The organism is Arthrobacter sp. HY1533, from assembly GCF_027568515.1.
In the GTDB taxonomy this organism is placed as follows: domain Bacteria; phylum Actinomycetota; class Actinomycetes; order Actinomycetales; family Micrococcaceae; genus Specibacter.
In genome coordinates, this window is sequence record NZ_JANKZF010000010.1 from 12,206 (window position 1) to 30,290 (window position 18,085).

Annotated in this window: 16 protein-coding genes, 1 tRNA gene and 1 other RNA gene; 8 read left to right on the top strand and 10 right to left on the bottom strand. The window is 67.6% G+C overall.

The window, feature by feature from the left end; translation table 11 throughout:
- Nucleotides 1-52 precede the first annotated feature (52 nt).
- The gene (locus tag PCK14_RS09985; protein WP_269938339.1) at nucleotides 53-1,339 is read right to left on the bottom strand and encodes an aspartate kinase; all 1,287 of its coding nucleotides are present in this window, start codon (nucleotides 1,337-1,339) and stop codon (nucleotides 53-55) included.
- A gap of 303 nt (nucleotides 1,340-1,642) precedes the next feature.
- On the opposite strand from PCK14_RS09985, the gene PCK14_RS09990 reads away from it, so the two are divergent.
- Both PCK14_RS09990 and PCK14_RS09995 read left to right on the top strand, forming a co-directional pair.
- The gene (locus PCK14_RS09990; protein WP_269938340.1) at nucleotides 1,643-2,617 is read left to right on the top strand and encodes an ABC transporter ATP-binding protein; all 975 of its coding nucleotides are present in this window, start codon (nucleotides 1,643-1,645) and stop codon (nucleotides 2,615-2,617) included.
- Nucleotides 2,614-3,795, top strand: a complete 1,182-nt coding sequence (locus PCK14_RS09995) for an ABC transporter permease (RefSeq protein ID WP_269938341.1) — start codon at nucleotides 2,614-2,616, stop codon at nucleotides 3,793-3,795. Before PCK14_RS09990 ends, PCK14_RS09995 begins: the two co-directional genes overlap by 4 nt.
- A 73-nt stretch (nucleotides 3,796-3,868) precedes the next feature.
- Here the strand turns inward: PCK14_RS09995 and ilvD are convergent, their stop codons facing one another.
- Complete coding sequence (gene ilvD, locus PCK14_RS10000; RefSeq protein WP_269938342.1) at nucleotides 3,869-5,761, bottom strand: dihydroxy-acid dehydratase; 1,893 nt, start codon at nucleotides 5,759-5,761, stop codon at nucleotides 3,869-3,871.
- A gap of 77 nt (nucleotides 5,762-5,838) precedes the next feature.
- Between ilvD and PCK14_RS10005 the strand changes: the two genes are divergently transcribed.
- Complete coding sequence (locus PCK14_RS10005; protein ID WP_269938343.1) at nucleotides 5,839-6,663, top strand: helix-turn-helix transcriptional regulator; 825 nt, start codon at nucleotides 5,839-5,841, stop codon at nucleotides 6,661-6,663.
- 1 nt (nucleotide 6,664) lies between these two features.
- Here PCK14_RS10005 and recR read toward each other — a convergent pair whose 3' ends face one another.
- The 3 genes from recR to ffs all read right to left on the bottom strand — a co-directional run bounded on the left by recR (nucleotide 6,665) and on the right by ffs (nucleotide 10,694).
- Complete coding sequence (gene recR / locus PCK14_RS10010; RefSeq protein WP_269938344.1) at nucleotides 6,665-7,264, bottom strand: recombination mediator RecR; 600 nt, start codon at nucleotides 7,262-7,264, stop codon at nucleotides 6,665-6,667.
- Nucleotides 7,265-7,308: 44 nt separating this feature from the next.
- Nucleotides 7,309-10,527, bottom strand: coding sequence for a DNA polymerase III subunit gamma and tau (locus PCK14_RS10015; protein ID WP_269938345.1), 3,219 nt, complete (start codon nucleotides 10,525-10,527; stop codon nucleotides 7,309-7,311).
- A 71-nt stretch (nucleotides 10,528-10,598) separates the two neighbouring features.
- Nucleotides 10,599-10,694: signal recognition particle sRNA small type (gene ffs, locus PCK14_RS10020), an RNA gene on the bottom strand.
- A gap of 174 nt (nucleotides 10,695-10,868) precedes the next feature.
- On the opposite strand from ffs, the gene PCK14_RS10025 reads away from it, so the two are divergent.
- From PCK14_RS10025 to PCK14_RS10035, 3 genes are all read left to right on the top strand, one after another.
- Complete coding sequence (locus tag PCK14_RS10025) at nucleotides 10,869-11,081, top strand: hypothetical protein (protein ID WP_269938346.1); 213 nt, start codon at nucleotides 10,869-10,871, stop codon at nucleotides 11,079-11,081.
- Between the two features lie 411 nt (nucleotides 11,082-11,492).
- Nucleotides 11,493-11,580 (top strand) — tRNA-Ser (locus PCK14_RS10030).
- Nucleotides 11,581-11,684: 104 nt separating this feature from the next.
- Nucleotides 11,685-12,164, top strand: coding sequence for a glutathione peroxidase (locus PCK14_RS10035; protein WP_269938347.1), 480 nt, complete (start codon nucleotides 11,685-11,687; stop codon nucleotides 12,162-12,164).
- 43 nt (nucleotides 12,165-12,207) lie between these two features.
- Here the strand turns inward: PCK14_RS10035 and PCK14_RS10040 are convergent, their stop codons facing one another.
- A complete protein-coding gene (locus PCK14_RS10040) occupies nucleotides 12,208-13,095 on the bottom strand; it encodes a hypothetical protein (RefSeq protein WP_269938348.1) in 888 nt (295 codons plus the stop codon).
- Between the two features lie 118 nt (nucleotides 13,096-13,213).
- On the opposite strand from PCK14_RS10040, the gene PCK14_RS10045 reads away from it, so the two are divergent.
- Both PCK14_RS10045 and PCK14_RS10050 read left to right on the top strand, forming a co-directional pair.
- The gene (locus tag PCK14_RS10045) at nucleotides 13,214-13,513 is read left to right on the top strand and encodes a type II toxin-antitoxin system VapB family antitoxin (protein WP_269938349.1); all 300 of its coding nucleotides are present in this window, start codon (nucleotides 13,214-13,216) and stop codon (nucleotides 13,511-13,513) included.
- On the top strand, nucleotides 13,506-14,393 hold the full coding sequence (locus PCK14_RS10050) for a LytR C-terminal domain-containing protein (RefSeq protein ID WP_269938350.1): 888 nt from the start codon (nucleotides 13,506-13,508) through the stop codon (nucleotides 14,391-14,393). The genes PCK14_RS10045 and PCK14_RS10050 overlap by 8 nt, the downstream gene beginning before the upstream one ends.
- 15 nt (nucleotides 14,394-14,408) lie before the next feature.
- On the opposite strand, the gene PCK14_RS10055 is transcribed toward PCK14_RS10050, so the two are convergent.
- The 4 genes from PCK14_RS10055 to kynU all read right to left on the bottom strand — a co-directional run bounded on the left by PCK14_RS10055 (nucleotide 14,409) and on the right by kynU (nucleotide 17,995).
- Nucleotides 14,409-15,035, bottom strand: a complete 627-nt coding sequence (locus PCK14_RS10055) for a TetR/AcrR family transcriptional regulator (RefSeq protein ID WP_269938351.1) — start codon at nucleotides 15,033-15,035, stop codon at nucleotides 14,409-14,411.
- 59 nt (nucleotides 15,036-15,094) lie between these two features.
- A complete protein-coding gene (locus PCK14_RS10060) occupies nucleotides 15,095-16,357 on the bottom strand; it encodes a type II toxin-antitoxin system HipA family toxin (RefSeq protein ID WP_269938352.1) in 1,263 nt (420 codons plus the stop codon).
- The gene (locus PCK14_RS10065; RefSeq protein ID WP_269938353.1) at nucleotides 16,354-16,560 is read right to left on the bottom strand and encodes a helix-turn-helix domain-containing protein; all 207 of its coding nucleotides are present in this window, start codon (nucleotides 16,558-16,560) and stop codon (nucleotides 16,354-16,356) included. The genes PCK14_RS10060 and PCK14_RS10065 overlap by 4 nt, the downstream gene beginning before the upstream one ends.
- A gap of 154 nt (nucleotides 16,561-16,714) precedes the next feature.
- Nucleotides 16,715-17,995, bottom strand: coding sequence for a kynureninase (gene kynU, locus PCK14_RS10070; protein ID WP_269938354.1), 1,281 nt, complete (start codon nucleotides 17,993-17,995; stop codon nucleotides 16,715-16,717).
- Nucleotides 17,996-18,085 lie beyond the last annotated feature (90 nt).

Here is an 18,085-nt window from a genome sequence, read left to right on the forward strand (position 1 = left end):
AGGGGCCCAGGTGAAGACGCGCCAGCGGCTTCACCTGGGGAGGGCGTGGGGACTAGCGGCCCGTGCCGCCGTACACAGTTGCTTCCTCGTCGCTGTCCAGGCCGAATGCCTGGTGGACGGCGCGCACCGCAACATCGAGCAGGTCCGCACGGGTCACCACGGAGATGCGGATCTCGGAGGTGGAGATCAAGTCGATGTTCACGCCGGCGTCGGACAGGGCCTGGAAGAAGCGGTAGGAGACGCCCGGGTTGGAGCGCATGCCGGCACCGATCAGGGACAGCTTGCCGATCTGGTCGTCGTAGATCAGGTCCTCGAAGCCAACCTCGTCCTGCTTGGCGCGCAGGGCCTGCAGTGCGTCCTCGCCTTCCACCATGGGAAGGGTGAAGGAGATGTCCGTCTTGCCGGTGCCCTTCGTGGAGATGTTCTGCACGATCATGTCGATGTTGCTGTGCGCCCCGGCAATGATGCCGAAGATCATGGCGGCCTTGCCGGGGATGTCCGGCACGCCTACAACGGTGACTTTGCCTTCTGACCGGTCGTGCGCCACGCCGGAGATGATTGGCTGCTCCAAGGCAACTCCCTCTGAGATTTTGATTTTGTCGTCGGGGCTGGGCAGCACCCAGGTTCCCTCATTGTCGCTGAACGAGGACCGCACATGGATGGGCAGCCCGAAGCGCCGGGCGTATTCAACGCAGCGCAGGTGGAGGATCTTGGCCCCGGATGCGGCCATTTCCAGCATTTCCTCGCTGGAGATCTTGTTGATCTTCTGCGCGCTGGGGACAACGCGCGGATCGGCCGTGTACACGCCGTCCACGTCGGTGTAGATCTCGCACACATCGGCATCCAGGGCCGCCGCGAGGGCAACCGCCGTGGTGTCGGAACCGCCGCGGCCCATCGTGGTGATCTCGTTGGTTGTGCGGCTCATGCCCTGGAAGCCGGCCACAATGGCCACCTTGCCCTTGTCCAGGGCGGTGCGGACGCGGTGCGGGTCAACATCGATGATGCGGGCCTTGCCGTGGATGCCGTCGGTGATCATGCCGGCCTGGCTGCCCGTGAAGGACTGCGCCACGCCGCCCTGGCCGCTGATGGCCATGGCCAGCAGTGCCATGGAAATCCGCTCGCCGGCGGTCATGAGCATGTCCAGCTCGCGGGCCGGGGGGTGCTCGGAAACCTGTGCGGCGAGGTCAAGGAGCTCGTCGGTGGTGTCGCCCATGGCCGAGACAACCACAACAACTTCGTGGCCTGCGGCCTGGGTGCTGACGACGCGGCGGGCGACGCGGAGAATGCCCTCGGCGTCCGACACGGAGGATCCGCCATACTTTTGAACAATCAGGCTCATGGGTGCACGCTCATTGACTTACCTAACGCAAAACTAGGAGAGAAGTAAATTGCCGCCACCCACGCCGGGCCGCGCCAGCGCGCGGGGCCAGTGCGGCATCATCAGCGCGGAAGGCAGTTGAGGCAAGTTTAGCCCCGGGGCGCGCCAACGCGGAATTAATGTGTCCACATGTTGGTCAGTTACGTCCACGCCTGACCGGGGCAGCCCGGGGCAAAAATGTCCGACGACGGGATGATGCCAAGGTGCCCCGGCCCGACTTAGGATGATCCCAAGTCCGCCAACGCGGACCCCAGGGAGGTTTTGATGACCGAGTTCCAGCCCCCGCCGCCAGATGCGGCCCCCACGCCCCAACTTGCCCCGGCCCTTGGCCTGTCGGCAACCGGACTGTCCCGCAGCTTTGGTGAGGTGCACGCCGTCGTCGGCATGGACCTGCACGTCCCAGCGGGGCAGGTCACGGCCCTCATCGGGCCCAACGGGGCGGGAAAAACCACCCTGCTGCTCATGCTGGCCTCCCTGCTGGCGCCTGACACCGGCACCATCTCGGTCATGGGCATTGACCCTGTCAAGGACCCGGTCGCCGCGAGGGCCAGGATCGGCTGGATGCCGGACACGCTGGGCGTCTGGGAAACGCTCACAGCCCGGGAAATCCTTGCCACGATGGCCCGTTTCTACCACCTGCCCAAGGGGCAAATTCCCGGACGGGTGGCAGAACTGCTGGAGCTGGTCAACCTGACGGCGCTGGCGGACAGGAAGGCGCGGGTGCTCTCCCGCGGGCAGCAGCAGCGGCTGAGCCTGGCCCGCGCGCTGGTCCATGATCCGGACGTCCTGCTGCTCGATGAACCGGCCTCCGGGCTCGACCCGGGATCCCGCGTTGCCCTGCGCAGCATCCTGCGCACGCTGGCCGGGCAGGGGAAGGCTGTACTGGTGTCCTCGCACGTGCTGGCCGAACTGGATGAAATTGCCGACGGCGCGGTGTTCGTCAACCAGGGCCGCTCGGTCCTGGCCCAGTCAGTGGCGCAGGCTGCCGGCCAGGGCCGCAGCTACTCCATCGCGGCACTTGACCCGGATTCGCTCGCGGCCGCGCTGGCCTCGCTGGGGCTGGCCTTCGAGCAGGGCACCGGCAGGCGCGACTCCGTGCGGGTGGCCGTGGGCTCGGAAGAACACGCCGCGAAGCTGCTGCGTGACCTGGTGGCGGCGGGCGTGGACGTGTGTTCCTTTGCCCCGGCCGCCGGCGCACTGGAAGAGACCTACATGAGCATGAAGGTGGAACAGCAATGACCATGACCCAGGAAGGCAGCACCCCGCAGCCGGCGCTTGAGCCGGGCACCGGGGGTTTCGGCGGCTACGTTGACGGCGTGCTTGGGGTTGTGGGCATGGAGATGCGCCAGCGGCTGCGCTCGCGCGGCTGGTATATCCTGCTGGGCCTGTGGTTTGTGATCATTGGCATTGTCACGGGACTGACCTGGTGGAGCTGGCTGGTCCAGGAACGCAACAACCAAATGTGGGACATGGCCGGGGACCGCAGCGGGCCCGGGCCACTGATCTTTGAGCTGGTGCTGGCCTTCGTGCTGCTTTTCGGGCTGCTCGTGGCGCCGGCCCTGTCCGCCAATGCCGTCAACGGGGACCGCGCCGCCGGCACCCTGGCCATCCTGCAGGTGACCCTGCTGCGCCCGGGCCAAATCCTGTGGGGGAAGTTCCTGGCCTCCTGGATCGCCGGGCTCGGTTTTCTTGTGGCCAGCGTGCCATTCCTGCTGTTCGCGATCGTCCAGGGCGGGCTGGGATTCACCCAGATCCTGGTGGCCCTGGTGATGCTCGGCATTGAGATTGGCGTGGTGTGCGCCCTGGGCGTTGGCATCTCGGCTCTGGCCAACCGGCCGCTGTTCTCAATCGTTGTCACCTACCTAGTGGTGGCCGTGTTCGTCTTTGGCACACTGATTGCCTTTGGCCTGGGATCCATGGTCAGCGAGGGCCCCGTGCGGGCCAACCAAATGGGCTTCCAGGATGTTTACTACGAGAACTATTCGGACGCCAAGGCGGGGGACCCGATGCCGATTCCTCCCGGGGTGACCGACCAGGAGGGCGACAGGTACTGTTACGGCCCGCTTCAGGAGCAGACCACCGTGCGGACCGACCGGGTGGCCTGGATGCTGGCCATGAACCCGTTCGTGGTGGTGGCCGATTCCATCCCCTACGGCAGGGCTTCGGCGGACAGGCAGCGTCCCGAGGGCATCTTTGAGATCATCAGCCAGGGCGCCCGCTACGCCCAGGCCGGCCCCGACGCCACCTACCCCTGCGCCAACGGCAAGCTGGACACCGGCTACCTGGACCAGCAGACGCCGCTCTGGCCGCTGGGGCTGGGCCTGCAACTGCTGGTGGCCGCCGGCATAGTTGCCCTGGGCTGGCGTGCCGTGCGCACCCCTGCGGGCAAGCTGCCACGGGGCACGCGCGTGGCGTAGGGCTGGCTTAAAGTCCGACGGCGTCCAACCCACCTAGGTGGGCCGGACGCCGTCGGACTTTGTGCGTTGGGAGCTACTGGCCAGCCGGGGCCAGGTTGGCGCGGGTCAGCACCGTGCTCTCGGGGATCTGGCGCACGGCGCCCTTGTCGGCGCTCGTGGCCATGGAGGCGTAGGCGCGCAGGGCGGCCGAGACCTCACGCTCACGGTTGACCGGCTGGTAGCCGATCGTGGATTCGAGCAGTTCGCGGCGTGCGTCCAGCTCGGCGTTGTCCACCACGAGCTCCAGGGAGCGGTTGGGGATGTCGATGCGGACAATGTCGCCGTCCTGCACCAGGGCGATGGTGCCGCCGGCCGCAGCCTCGGGGGAGACGTGGCCAATGGAAAGGCCTGAGGTGCCGCCGGAGAAGCGGCCGTCCGTGATGAGCGCGCAGACCTTGCCCAGGCCCAGGCCCTTCAGGAAGGAGGTGGGGTAGAGCATTTCCTGCATGCCGGGTCCGCCGCGGGGGCCTTCGTAGCGGATGACCACCACGTCGCCGGCCTTGACCACCTTGGACAGGATCTTTTCCACGGCTTCGTCCTGGGATTCGCAGACCACGGCCGGGCCCTCGAACGTCCAGATGGACTCGTCCACGCCGGCGGTCTTGACCACGGCGCCGTCGAGCGCGATGTTGCCGCGCAGCACGGCCAGGCCGCCGTCCTTGGAGAAAGCGTGCTCAACGTCGCGCAGGCAGCCATCGGCGGCGTCGGTGTCCAGGGACGTCCACTCAGCTGACTGTGAGAAAGCGGTGGAGGAGCGCTGGCCGCCGGGGGCCGCTGTCCACAGGGCCTTGGCTTCATCGGTGGCCTTGCCGCCGCGCAGGTCCCAGTCGTCCAGCCAGTCGGTGAGGCCTTCGGAGTGGACCGAGTTGACGTTCGTGTGCAGCAGCCCGCCGCGGTTCAGCTCGCCCAGCAGCGCCGGGATGCCGCCGGCGCGGTGCACATCCTCCATGTAGTAGGTCTTCTTGCCTGCAACGTTCGGGGCAACCTTGGCCAGGCACGGCACCTTGCGGGACTTCGCGTCGATGTCCTCGAGGTCGTACTTCAGTCCGGCCTCCTGCGCTGCGGCGAGCAGGTGCAGGATCGTGTTGGTGGAACCGCCCATGGCGATGTCCAGGGCCATGGCGTTATCGAAGGCCTCGAAGCTGGCGATCGAGCGCGGCAGCACGGAGGCGTCGTCGTCCTCGTAGTAGCGCTTGGCCAGGGCGACGGCGGTGGCACCGGCACGCTGGTAGAGCTCCTTGCGCGCGGTGTGGGTGGCCAGCAGCGAGCCGTTGCCCGGCAGGGACAGGCCAATGGCCTCGGTCAGGCAGTTCATGGAGTTGGCCGTGAACATGCCCGAGCAGGAGCCGCAGGTGGGGCAGGCGTTGTCTTCGATGAGCTCAATGTCGGCGTCGGAAACCGTGGCGTCCACGGCGTCGGAGATGGCGTTGACCAGGTCCAGGGAGCGGATGGAACCGTCGGTCAGGGTGACCCGGCCGGCTTCCATGGGGCCGCCGGAGACAAAGACGGTGGGGATGTTCAGGCGCAGGGCGGCCATGAGCATGCCGGGGGTGATCTTGTCGCAGTTGGAAATGCAGACCAGCACGTCGGCACAGTGGGCGTTGACCATGTATTCGACGGAGTCGGCAATCAGGTCGCGGGAAGGCAGCGAGTAGAGCATGCCGCCGTGGCCCATGGCGATGCCGTCATCCACGGCGATCGTGTTGAACTCCCGGGCGATGGCGCCGGCCTCGTGGATGGCGTCGGAGACAATGCGGCCCACGGGGGCAAGGTGGGTGTGGCCCGGCACGAACTCGGTGAAGGAGTTCGCGACGGCGACGATCGGCTTGCCGATGTCGGACTTGGCAACACCGGAGGCCATCATGAGGGCGCGGGCGCCGGCCATGTTGCGGCCGTGGGTGACTGTACGTGAACGTAATGGAGGCATGAGAGTAGTTAACCAGCAATAAGGGCGGAGCGTGAAGACGGCGTCAATACTAGTAGTGGCAGTGCTAGTTTGGAGCGATGAATGAAGAACGACGCCGTGAGCTGGGCCAGTTTCTCCGCGACCGCCGCACGGGGCTGGTTCGTGCGGAACACGGGCTGCCTCCCATAGGCCGCAGCCGGACACTGGGCCTGCGCCGCGAGGAGATTGCCGCCTTCGCCGCCGTCAGCGTCACCTGGTACACCTGGCTGGAACAGGGCCGGGACATCAACGCCTCCCGCCAGGTGCTCGAATCCATTGGCCGGGTGCTGCGGCTCAGCCCGGCCGAGCAGTCCTACGTGCTGGCGCTCGGTGGCCATGCCGCGGTGCCGGCGGGCGGAACTGCGGTGATTGAATCTGTCCCCGCGCACCTGCAGGCCCTGCTGGACGCCATGGACTTTCCCGCATTCGCGGTGGCCCCCGACTGGGGGATCGCCGGCTGGAATGCGGCCTACCAGGGCCTGTATTCACGCATTGCCGAGGTGGACCCGGCCGAGCGGAACCTGCTGTGGCTGGTGTTCACGGATCCGCAATTGCGCCAAATGCTGCCCGACTGGGACATCACGTCGCGAAACTTTGTGGCGGAGTTCCGGGCCGAGGCCGGGCCGCGCCTTGGCTCCGCCGCGCACACCTCGCTGGTGGGCAATCTGCAGCAGGAAAGTGTTGAATTTGCCAGCATCTGGGCCGAGCACGTTGTGCTGAACTTTTCCTCACGGCGGCGTGTGTTCATTCACCCCGCGGTGGGGAAGCTGGTGTTTGAACAGCACAGGCTGGTGCCCTCCGACGTCCCTGACCTGCACTTTGTCATGTACGTGCCCACTGAAGGGACACCCACCGGCGAACGGCTGGCCCGGCTGGGGGCCTGACTTAGGTCAGGGCGTTGCGGCGGCCCTCAAAGGCGCGGCCCAGGGTGACCTCGTCGGCGTACTCCAAGTCGCCGCCCACGGGCAGGCCCGAGGCTAGGCGGGTGACGGTGATGCCGAGGGTCTTGAGCATGCGCGACAGGTACGTGGCCGTGGCCTCGCCCTCAAGGTTGGGGTCGGTGGCAATGATGATTTCCTGGATCTGCGCGTCATTGAGGCGCGTGAGCAGTTCCCGGATGCGCAGCTGGTCCGGGCCGATGCCGGCGATCGGGTTGATGGAGCCGCCCAGCACGTGGTACCTGCCGCGGAAGGCGCGCGTGCGCTCCACGGCGAGGACGTCCTTGGATTCCTCGACGACGCAGATGACTGTGGGGTCGCGGCGGTCGTCGCGGCAGATGTTGCACAGCTCGGATTCCGTGACGTTGCCGCAGACGGTGCAGAACTTCACGCGTTCCTTGACCGTGACAATGGCCTTGACCAGGCGCTGCATGTCCTCGCTGTCAGCCTCCAGGATGTGGAAGGCGAGCCGCTGGGCCGACTTTGGCCCGATTCCGGGCAGTCGCCCCAACTCGTCAATGAGCTCCTGAACTGCTCCCTCGTACACAATGCCTCTTCATCTGTTGGTTCAAAAATGGTGGTGCGGGTGGCCTAGCTGGACTGGTTCAAGGGGCGTTCCTCGATCAGCACTCCGCCCAGAATACGCTCAACGGCGGCCTGGCCCACCACTCCGGATTCCTCTATGGTGACGTCGTCCGGGCTGGGCACGTCCTCCACATAGGTGGTGGCCGCTGCAACGGCGGGTGCCTGTGCCCGGCCGGCCTGCGCTTCGGAGCTGTTGGCCAGGCGTTGGTACCGGCTCATGGGTTCTGGCGCGGCTGTGCCATTTACATCGGCAGGGGCCTCAACGGCCCGTGCTTCGGCGGGATCGGCAACCGGGGGAGCGGCCACGGCTGCCGCTTCAGGTGCCGCAGGCGCGGCCGGTGCCGCGTCCTGTGTGGCGGCAGCCGGCTGCGCCCAGTCCGGGGCGTCGGCCGAGGCGCCCCAGCCGGGGTCGGCCACGTCCGAGCGCTTGGTCTGGCCCAGGGAAACGCCCCAGTCCTGTGCGGCATTTCCGCCCGGCTGCTGCCCCGCCTGCTCGGCCATCTTGCGTGCCAGAAGTTCACTGCGGCGCGGCGCTTCCTGCCCTGCCGGGGCCACGGCCTCGGCAGGCGTTTCCACGGGAGTGTCCCAGCCGGTGGTCCAGGCCGAAATGGGTGAGACCTTGGGTGGGGTGTAGGCGGCCGGTGCGGCGGGCTGGGGATCCCCGGCGGATTCGGCCTGGGCCTGTGCCGGCTGAGGGGAGGAATCCTGCGGCTGGGAGTAGCCGCCCTGGTAGGGGTCGGCTCCTGCGTACGGGTCGGAATCCGGGTGGGGCTCGTCCCAAGGGTCGCTGGGTTCGGTCGGTCCGTCCCAGGGGGCCTGTTCCATGGGGGCGGGCGCAGCCTGGGAGGCGGCAGGGGCCGCTGCGTGCGGCTGCTCGGCCGTTGCAGGAGCCTTGGCGGCGGGTGCCTGGACCTGGACCTGTGGCGGTTCCGGTGCGCCGGCGGCCGGACGTGCCTCTGGCTGGGGAGCGGGGGGAGCCGCGTGTTGTGCGGTGGGCAGCCCCCAGGAGTCAACCGCCGGTGCGCTGGATTCTGTCTGGGCAGGCTGGGCAGGCTGGGCAGGCTGGGCAGGCTGGGCAGGCTGCGCCGGCTGTGCAGCTTGCGCAGGCGGTGCCGCTTGGGTGGCCAGGGATGCGGGGTTGGCGCCGGCCTGCGGCTGGGCAGTGGGCTGCAGGGAATCCACAGGGCCGCCTGCGGCGGGCTGGGCACTGCTTACAGGCCCTCCGCCCCGGGGCGACGGGCTAGCGGCCTGGACTTTTGGGTTTGGCTCAGCGCTCGCCTTCGGGGCTTCGCCGTCGGCAGGCAGGATTTGGACGGACATGCCCAAGACCTCTTTGATGGCCTGCTGCAGGTTTTCCAGGTGCCCGCTGTTGCGGAACGTGGCAATGAGCCCGGAGGAGGGAAGGCCAACGCGCAATTCCTGGCCGTCGAATGTCTGGGGCACAACGTTTTGGTTGACGATGACCCAGGAGGCCATGCGGATGTTCCGCAGTGCGCCGAGGATCTCCGGCCAGGCCCTGCGGATGACTTCGATGCCCGTTGACCCGGATGCTGCCGGTGCAGCTTGTTCCGGTGTTGCCTCAGGGCGGGCCGGGGCTGCCGGTTCGGCGGCTTGCGGTTGGGCCGGCTCCGGGTGCTGCTGTTCCTGCTGGCTGGCAAATGCGGGGCTGCCTGCGGGGGTGGGCAGATCGTCCCAGCTGCGTGCCGCCTGTTCCACCTTGGCGGGTGTGGCCGGCTGGGGCTGGGGGACCTGCACAGGCTGAAGCTGCACGGGTGCGGGCTGCTCGGGTGCGGGCTGCTCGGGTGCGGGCTGTTCCGCTGCGGGCTGCGGCGAAACCGCGGGGGCCTCGGCCACAGGTGCGGCCGTGGGTGCATGGCGCGCGGCCACTTCGGCGCCGGCGGCCTCCTTGGCCTTCGCCAGCTGGGCACGCACGGCAGCCAGGCCGCCGCTTGTGCCGCCGGTGTCGGCAGGTGCCGCCGCGGTGGCGGCGAACTGCGCCGCGGAAGGCGGTGCCGATTCGGCAGGGGCATGAGAAGCCTGTGCCGCCGGAGCGCCGCCGTAGTTGAGGCGTCGCTCCATCTGGTCCAGGCGGGTGGCCATGCCACGTGCGGAGGCATCGGCCCCCGGCAGCAGCAGGCGGGCACCCAGGAGTTCAAGGTGCAGGCGCGGCGAGGTGGCGCCCGTCATTTCATTGAAGGCGGCGTTCGTGACGTCGGCCGCTCGGGAGAGCTCCGCGGCACCCAGCTGGGCGGCCTGGGTCTGCATGCGGGCAATGAGCTCGTCGGGTGTGCCGCGCAGGATTGCGTGGGCACTTTCGGGCATGGCCTGCACAATGATGAGGTCGCGGAAGCGTTCCAGCAGGTCCTCGACAAAGCGGCGGGGATCGTGCCCGGTCTGGATGACCCGGTCCACGGACTTGAACACCGTGGCGGAATCCCCGGCGGCCAGGGCCTCGACGACGTCGTCCAGCAGAGAGGAGTGGGTGTAGCCCAGCAGGTCAACGGCGAGGTCGTAGTCCAGCCCGGTTGCCGCGGCACCAGCCATGAGCTGGTCCAGGACGGAGAGCGAATCACGCACGGAGCCGCCGCCGGCACGAACCACGAGAGAGAGCACGCCGGGCGCCACGGGGACGTTCTCGGATTCGCACAACTGTGCCAAATAGGCCATGAGGGGTTCCGGCGGCACCAGGCGGAAGGGGTAGTGGTGCGTGCGCGAGCGGATGGTGCCAATGACCTTGTCCGGCTCGGTGGTGGCGAAGATGAACTTGATGTGCTCCGGCGGTTCTTCGACAATCTTCAGCAGCGCGTTGAAGCCTGCCGAGGTGACCATGTGGGCCTCATCAATGATGAAAATCTTGTAGCGGTCCCGGATGGGGGCAAAGGTGGCGCGTTCGCGCAGGTCGCGGGCATCGTCCACACCGCCGTGGCTGGCCGCGTCAATTTCAATGACATCCAGGGAGCCGGAGCCGCCGCGGGCCAGCTCGATGCAGCTTTCGCATTCGCCGCAGGGGTGTGCCGTGGGGCCCTTGGCGCAGTTCAGGCAGCGGGCCAGGATTCGTGCCGAGGTGGTTTTTCCGCAGCCGCGGGGGCCGGAGAAGAGGTAGGCGTGGTTGACGCGGTTCTTGTCCAGGGCAGTCATCAGCGGTGCCGTGACATGTTCCTGGCCAATGACCTGGGCAAAGGAATCCGGACGGTACCGGCGGTACAGGGCTGTTGGTGCGCTCACAGTTGAAACCCTATCTAATCCGCCTGACAAAATGCCGCGTCAATGCTGCAAATCCGGCATATCTGGGGATAAATAAAGACCCCCCATGCACCCGCCAGAGCCCGCTTACCCTTGCTACCTTCCGGTCCTGGGGGAGTTCACAGGGTGACGCCACATGAGGGGCCGGGAATCAGCTTACCCGACAGCGGCGGCGCGGGCGAATCCACATGCGGGCCTGTGGGGCATATCAATTTTGGGGCCGCGGTGGTACGTTCGCCACACAGGGGGCACATGACATTGCCAAGCCGGTCCCGCGACGATTTCGCCCCTGCGTTGCCGGTGACCACCAAGGAGCGGTAGCCATGTTGAGCTACGGATTGTTTGAATGGGTCTTTTGGGTGCTGGCCATTGGAACAGGCCTGACGGCCCTCATGCGCAGCGAGGTGTTCTCCACCAACACTTCCCAGCGCACCCACCACCACTCGGGCCAGCAGTTCCTGCTGTGGATCCTGGCCGCCGCCTTTGCGCTTTCGGGATTCGTCACGGCCGCGCTGGCCATGCGCGCCGGCCACTGAAGGGTCATGTGACGCGGCCAAAACGTGATGAATGTCATGCCGTGTGACAATGTTGTAAAGTTGGCATTGTGCTGCAGGGGGCGGCGGGAGCACCGCCGATTGCAGCGCGAGGGCACATTGCGTGCCCCCTCCTTTATGCGTCGTCTGCCTTCCGCGATGACCACGGGGGAAATGAGGGCAGTAGGGCTTGAACGGGGCCGTACTGCCCTTATTTCCTGCCCAAACACGCCCGCCCGCCGCTGCGGGCACACTCCTCCACCCCTTTTCGGGCACCTTCGCGCCGCTTTCGACGGGGCATTTCATGCCCGCAGCCCCTGAATCCCGGGGTTCTTCGCGTGCCCCTGGCCCCGATTCGTGCGTTCGGCACTTTGTCAGGTACTCTTGAACCTGCCGTGTTTTGCACAGCAAGCTGGAGGATTCGCCTAGCGGCCTATGGCGCACGCCTGGAACGCGTGTTGGGTTAACGCCCTCGGGGGTTCAAATCCCCCATCCTCCGCCAATGAAGGGCCCGGAATCGAAAGATTCCGGGCCCTTCGTCGTTGGCGCCTGCAGCAGCGCCTGCCCCGGGCCACAATTCCCAGAGTGCGGGTCTAGACTCTGGCTGTGATTACCAATACCTTGAACAACATTCCGCTGACCCTCAGTGACGGCACCACCGCCACGCTCTCCGCACTTGCAGCCAAGGCGGTGCTGCTGGTCAACGTGGCCTCCGAATGCGGCTTCACCAAGCAGTACGACGCCCTCGAGGCCCTCCATGACAAGTACCAGGACCAGGGCCTGACAGTTGTGGGCGTCCCCTGCAACCAGTTCGGCGGGCAGGAACCGGGCACGGAGGAGGAAATTGTTGAGTTCTGCCGCAGGAACTTCGGCGTGACATTCCCGCTCGCGGCCAAGGCAGAGGTGAACGGCGAGGACGCCCACCCCATCTTCGCCGCGCTGACCAATGACGGCGCCGAGCCCGTGCAGTGGAACTTCGAGAAGTTCCTCATCACGCACGACGGCGAGCTGCTGGCCCGCTTCGATTCTCCCGTCACGCCGGACGCACCTGAACTGGTCGCCGCCGTCGAGGGCGCACTCGCCTAGAGCAGCCTGATTCCGGGGCGCCGGCTGCCGGCGCCCCGGAAGCTTACTTGGCCAGGCCGTCCAGCCAGAACTGCAGGAACGCCGCGCCGGCGAAGTCGTTCACCACGTCGTCGCCGAGCTGCAGGTCAGCGGCCGTCTTGACGGGGTACGGCTTCGCCGGGACCCCCTCGGCCGGGCGGACATCAACGTGCTTGACCACGTGGTCCTGGTGGTGCAGCCAGTCGGCCATGGCGTAGTCCGTGCGGGAGTCGCCCACGGTGCGCCAGGCCTGCGGCACGATGCCCTGGGCAGCCAGCAGCTCCACGGCCCGGCTCGCACCGAGATCCTTGCCCAGCCGCACCGATTCAATGTCGGTGGAAATGATGGACGGGTCAACGCGGTAGTCCACCGTGCCCGCGGAACCCGGTGCGCGGTGTTCAAGGCGCACTGCGCCGAGGTCGTGCGCGGCAAGCAGTGCCAGCGCATCGGCGTCGAACTTGGCCTGCTCGGCCAGGTAGCTGGCGCTGTCCACCTCAACATGCTGCTCCACGGAGACCATGGCGCGCTTGGTTTCATCAAAGAACATGTGCCCCGCGTAGGAACTCGCCACGAGCGTGCGGACGTCGTCGCCGTAGGCCGCCGGCATGGCCAGCTCGCGGTCCACATGGATAGTCCCGGGGCCATCCTGCGTGAAGCTGAACCAGACCGCGCCCTTCTCACAGATCGCGTGGACCACGGCGCCGTCGGGCAGCCCGGCCTCAAGCATGGGCGCCATGAGCTGCTCGGCAATGAATGCGTCGGAGCGGCCCGTGTTGAACACAACGGGGATGCCCCGACGGACAAGCTCGATCAGGTTGGCGATGATGTCCGGGGAGACGCGGCGGGTCACGGGGCTGGCCAGCGGGCCGTCCACATCCAGGAGCAGGGCAAGGGGCGGTTGCAAGAGGGTCATGGCACCATGTTCGCAGCCCGCGGCGGTGCGCGGCCACTTTCGGTAACCTTTTGGCAACTTAGCGCCGCTGTGGAGCGTGTCAGTTCCCATAGCCGTGCGAAGTACCTAGTCTGAAGGGGTGATCTTCAAAGCTGTTGGCGACAAACGCCCCTACCCGGACCATGGCCATGTGACGCCCAGGGACTGGGCGGGAGTGGCCCCGCGCCAGGTGCGCCTTGCGGATCTTGTCACCACCAAGGCCCAGCTGGACCTTGAGGCGCTGCTGGCGGAAGACTCAACGTTCTTCGGGGACCTCTTCCCGCATGTTGTCCAGTGGCGCGACACCCTCTACCTCGAAGACGGCCTGCACAGGGCAGTGCGCACCGCCCTGCACCAGCGCAGCATCCTGCACGCGCGGGTCCTGGTGATTGATGACTAGGCTGCCTGCGGGGAAGCCCCAGGGCGCCCCCGCCGACAAGCCCGCCGTGCCGCCGCCGCCCAGCCGGCCGCCCGGCAGCCCCGCGCCGGATGCAATTGCGGACGAAGACGTCCTGCTCACCGCCGCGCAGCGGCGCAAGGCCGCGAGGGTGGAACGCCGCCAGGCGAAGGACGCCGCCTATGACCTTCGGCAGCAGCGCAAGCGCGCCAAGGACGGCACGTCGTGGCGCGGCCACCACATTGTCGACAGCCGCGGCCTGGCCGATGCGTTCCCTGAACCTGAATCCCCGGAGCTCAGCCCTTCCACCGTCCGCCGCCGCATTTTCCACGGCGTGATCCTGGTGGTGCTGCTGGCCATGGTTGTGGCCAGCGTGGTGCTGGCCGGGATGGTCCAGCGTGGGGAACTGAAGCTGACGCTGGGGTCCTCAAAGCCAACTCCGGCGCCCATCACCTGCCCGGCGGAAACCCTTGACTATGCGGCCAACAAGACCGTGACGGTCAGCATCTTCAACGGCGGATCTGTGGAGGGTGAGGCCGGAAAGGTGGCTGCGGAGCTCAAGAAGCGCGGATTCGCGGTCAAGGCGGTGGCCAATGGCAGGACTGAAATTGCCGCCCCCGCCGTGGTGGTGTCCGGTCCTGGCGGCCACGCTGCGGCCCTGAGCATCCAGCGCAATTTCCCCGGCAGCGACTATGTTCAGGACGAGCGGGCGGATGCCACGGTGGATGTCATCCTCACCAGCAAGTTCACTGCCCTGGCCGCAGTGCCCAAGGTTGACCAGAAGCCGGGCGTGCTTTCATGCCCGCACCTGAGCCCGCCGCCCAGCGAACCGGCGCCAAGCCAAGGGGCCAGCCCGGCAGCAAAGCAGCCCGAGAAGCCCTGAGTGCCCCCCGCCTGGTCAGTCCAGCGTGAGCGGGCGGCCGTCGGCGTCGAACGTGGCGCCCACGCCGGCCTGGATGAAGCGCACGGCCGCGCCGATGTGCTCCTCGTCGGGGGTGTCGGTGTTGCGCCGTGAGGCACTGGCGGTCAGCGAGCCGTGGATGAGCTGCACCAGGCCCTCAATGTCCGCCTCGGGAATGTAGCGCTGCTCCATGCCCTCGCGCAGGATGTCCATGAGGATCTTGTTCAGCTCGCCCACATGGACGCCAAGCTTGGCGAACGATTCGCTGGAGAGCACCGAGCGCATGGCCGGGCCGGGCGGCAGGTGGCGCCGGGTGAGGTCCTCCAGCTGCGCCCGCACATACACGGCAAGGCGGTCCACCGGGTTTTCCATGCCCTGCAGCCGGGACTTGAGCTCGATGACGAACTTGCCGGTTTCATCCAGCGCGTACGCCACCAGGAGCTGTTCCAGGTCGGCAAAGTAGTTGTAGACGGCGGTTCTGCCCACGCCGGCGGTCCGGGCGACGTCGGTCATGGTCAGGCCGGGCAGTCCGTGGGTGAACAGAAGTTCGCCAAAGGCGTTGAGGATCTTGCGCTGCGTCTGCTCGCGCTGCGCCGCGTTCGTGGGGGCGGCTATTCGTGGCATAGAGACATTTTAGCGGCAATTCGTCAGTAAAAGTATTTGGCCTGCCACCGGGCATGTTGTCAGCGCGAGATGGCCGCGCGCCGAATCCCCAGGACGCGCACGACGGCGGCGCTCACGTCCCGCTCGAACGGCAGTTCCACCGTGGTCAGGGCGGAGGCGGCGAGGGCCTTGTCGATGCACTTGGCCACGAGCCGTTCGGGGATGTGCAGGGTCCGGCCAAAGCGCAGCCAGTCGTTGCGGTTCAGGCCGGTCCGGCTGCCGGCGTTGCCGCCCACTGGCAGGGCCATGCCGGGGTCGCGGGAGGGGTCGCCGTCGGTCAGGTCTGTCAGGATGCCGCCGGGGACGCCGGCCGCGAAGCCCTGCTCGATTTCCGCGGCCAGGGTGCACTGGAGGTCGTAGGCGGGGGCCACGAGCCATTCGCCGTTGGGCTGCTGGACCACCGAGATGTTCTTGGCATGGAGGTTGCCGTTGCCCGTGAGCCAGGCAAAAAGGAACTGCAGGAAAATGTTCCGGGCAGCCAATGCCTGGGAGGCGCACATGGCCACCGCGGCGGCCGCGACGGCCTCGCTCGGCACGGAGAACTTGCGTGCCGGCACCAGGCCCAGCAACTGGGCGCAGTCCTCAACGGCCAGTGGGCCGCCGGGGGACCGGTCAAAACGGGAGACGAGCAGCGCAGCCTGCCCGTCGCCGTCGTGCACCAGGCGGGCATCGGCGACGGGGATGCCCAGACCGCGGGCCTTGGCCAGCAGGAGGTGCTCGGTCTCCACCTGGCGGGCGTGGCTTCCGTCGTTGAACTTCAGGATGTAGGCGCGCGTGGGGTCCTTGTCGTGGCGGTACGAGGCGGTGACCTTGTCCTGCAGCCCGGGCAGGGCCGACCTGTCCACGGGGCCCGGGACCGCGGCAAAATCGGCGAAGCGGATGTTCTCCATGGTCTTGGTGACGGTCAGCAGGGCCGGGACCTGCTGCGGCTTCTCGCCGGAGGGGACAATCTGGACGTCGCCCACGGGGTTTTCTCCGGCGGCCAGCAGCAGGGAGAACTCATCGGAAATGGTGGTCTTGACCGCCCAGCGCAGCTTGGCCAGGCGTTCACCCTCCGGCAGCAGCCCGGCAAAGAAGGCAGGCACGCTGCCGTGGCCAAACGTCACGGGAACGTCAAGGGCGGGCAGGGTGGAGGAGATGGCGGGGGCACGGTCGCTGAGATAGCCCGGCAGGTAGGAAAAGACCACGCCAATGCTGGGGTGGCGGGTCAGGGTCGCCGCGGCACGGCCCTTCTTGTAGACCACGGCCTGGGTGACGTTTTTGGCGAAGTCCAGGTCCTTCACTGGCCGGTCACCTTCAGCGACAGGCTCATGCCCAGTGCGGATGCCACGGCGGAGAGGATGTCCAGGCGCACGGTTTCGCGCCCGTTCTCCAGGTCGCTCAGGACGCGGGTGGAGATGTCGGCCAGGTCGGCGGTTTCGCTCTGGGTCAGGTGCAGCTCCCGGCGCCGGGCCCGCAGTGCGGCGCCCAGATCGGCTACGTCCATGGCGGTGTTTCCCTTCGACGCGCAGAGGCAGGCCAGGTGCCGCGCGGTCCGGAGGGGTGCGCGCCCAGTGCCCCAATCCTAGTGCCGGCCGCCACTTTTGTGCACGATCTTGCTGAATTGTTGCGGCCGGGCCGCCGTCCGGCGGGCGGTTGGCCTACGTCACCTGCAGGCGGGTGCGGAATTCCTCCGTGTCCCACAGCCGGTTGTCGAGGATGTCGAACAGGGCCTCCACGGCGTTGAAGACGTCCAGGCGCCCCACGTAGAGCGGGGTGACGCCGAAGCGCAGCACGCCGGGTTCGCGGTAGTCGCCAATCACGCCGCGGGCAATGAGGGCCTGCATGACCGAATAGCCCTCCGGGTGGACGTAACTGACGTGGCTGCCGCGCCGGGCGTGGTCCCGCGGGGTGATGAGCTCCAGCGGATGGCTGCCCTGCCGGGCTTCCACGAGGGTGATGAACAGGTCCGTCAGCACCAGGGACTTTTCCCGCACCAGCTCGCTGGATGCGGCGAGGGCGATGTCCAGGCCGCACTCCGCCACGGCAAGCGAGAGGATGGGCTGGGTTCCACACAGGAACTTCCCGATGCCCTCCGCCGGTGCAAAGGAGTCCTCCATGGCGAAGGGCTTGGCGTGCCCCCACCAGCCGGACAGGGGCTGGCGGGCGGCGGCATGGTGGCGGGGATTGGCCCACAGGAACGCGGGGGACCCCGGCCCGCCGTTGAGGTACTTATAGGTGCAGCCCACGGCGAAGTCGGCGTCCGAGCCGGCCAGGTCCACGGGGACGGCCCCGGCGGAATGGGCCAGGTCCCACACGGCCAGGGCCCCGGCGTCGTGGATGGCTGCGGTGGTGGCCGCCATGTCCCACATGGCGCCGGTGCGGTAGTTCACGTGGGACAGTGCCACGACGGCAACGTCGCCGCCCAATGCGGCCTCGAGGGGCAGGCTGTCATCGATGAGGCGCACCGAGTAGCCCTGGCCGAGGAATCCGGCAATGCCCTCGGCAATGTAAATGTCGGTGGGAAAGTTGTCGCGCTCGGTGAGAATGATCGTGCGGGCCGGATCTGCTGACCGCTGCAGCTCCACCGCGGCGGCCAGCGCCTTGAAGAGGTTCAGCGAGGTGGTGTCGGTGACCACCACCTGGCCCGGGCCGGCCCCGAGCAGTCCTGCCAGCTTGTCGCCCAGGCGCCCGGGCAGCTCAAACCAGCCGGCCGAGTTCCAACTGCGGATCAGGCCCTCGCCCCACTCCTGCTCCAGGACCCGGGCGGCGACGCCGGCAGCCGAGGCGGGCCGGGCGCCGAGGGAATTGCCGTCCAGGTAAATGACGCCCTCCGGCAAGATGAATTCGTCCCGGAATCGGGCCAGGGGGTCGGCCCCGTCGGCGGCAGCGCAGGCTTCCGCCGTCAGGGGTGCGGATGTGCCGGTCAGGGAAAGTTCCATGGGCGTCCTAGCGTGGGGGAGGGTGCAGTCCAAACCCCAAGCTATGGCCACAATTCCGCCCGGTCAAGGGCATCGGGGACATGGGACGTC

What these genes read in the sequence shown, in the direction of transcription:
- PCK14_RS10050 (WP_269938350.1), top strand. Translation starts at nt 13,506, where the DNA reads ATGACTAGGCTGCCTGCGGGGAAGCCCCAGGGCGCCCCCGCCGACAAG.
- PCK14_RS09985 (WP_269938339.1), bottom strand. Translation starts at nt 1,339, where the DNA reads ATGAGCCTGATTGTTCAAAAGTATGGCGGATCCTCCGTGTCGGACGCC.
- PCK14_RS09990 (WP_269938340.1), top strand. Translation starts at nt 1,643, where the DNA reads ATGACCGAGTTCCAGCCCCCGCCGCCAGATGCGGCCCCCACGCCCCAA.
- PCK14_RS10055 (WP_269938351.1), bottom strand. Translation starts at nt 15,035, where the DNA reads ATGCCACGAATAGCCGCCCCCACGAACGCGGCGCAGCGCGAGCAGACG.
- PCK14_RS10005 (WP_269938343.1), top strand. Translation starts at nt 5,839, where the DNA reads ATGAATGAAGAACGACGCCGTGAGCTGGGCCAGTTTCTCCGCGACCGC.
- PCK14_RS10065 (WP_269938353.1), bottom strand. Translation starts at nt 16,560, where the DNA reads ATGGACGTAGCCGATCTGGGCGCCGCACTGCGGGCCCGGCGCCGGGAG.
- ilvD (WP_269938342.1), bottom strand. Translation starts at nt 5,761, where the DNA reads ATGCCTCCATTACGTTCACGTACAGTCACCCACGGCCGCAACATGGCC.
- PCK14_RS10025 (WP_269938346.1), top strand. Translation starts at nt 10,869, where the DNA reads ATGTTGAGCTACGGATTGTTTGAATGGGTCTTTTGGGTGCTGGCCATT.
- PCK14_RS10040 (WP_269938348.1), bottom strand. Translation starts at nt 13,095, where the DNA reads ATGACCCTCTTGCAACCGCCCCTTGCCCTGCTCCTGGATGTGGACGGC.
- PCK14_RS09995 (WP_269938341.1), top strand. Translation starts at nt 2,614, where the DNA reads ATGACCATGACCCAGGAAGGCAGCACCCCGCAGCCGGCGCTTGAGCCG.
- kynU (WP_269938354.1), bottom strand. Translation starts at nt 17,995, where the DNA reads ATGGAACTTTCCCTGACCGGCACATCCGCACCCCTGACGGCGGAAGCC.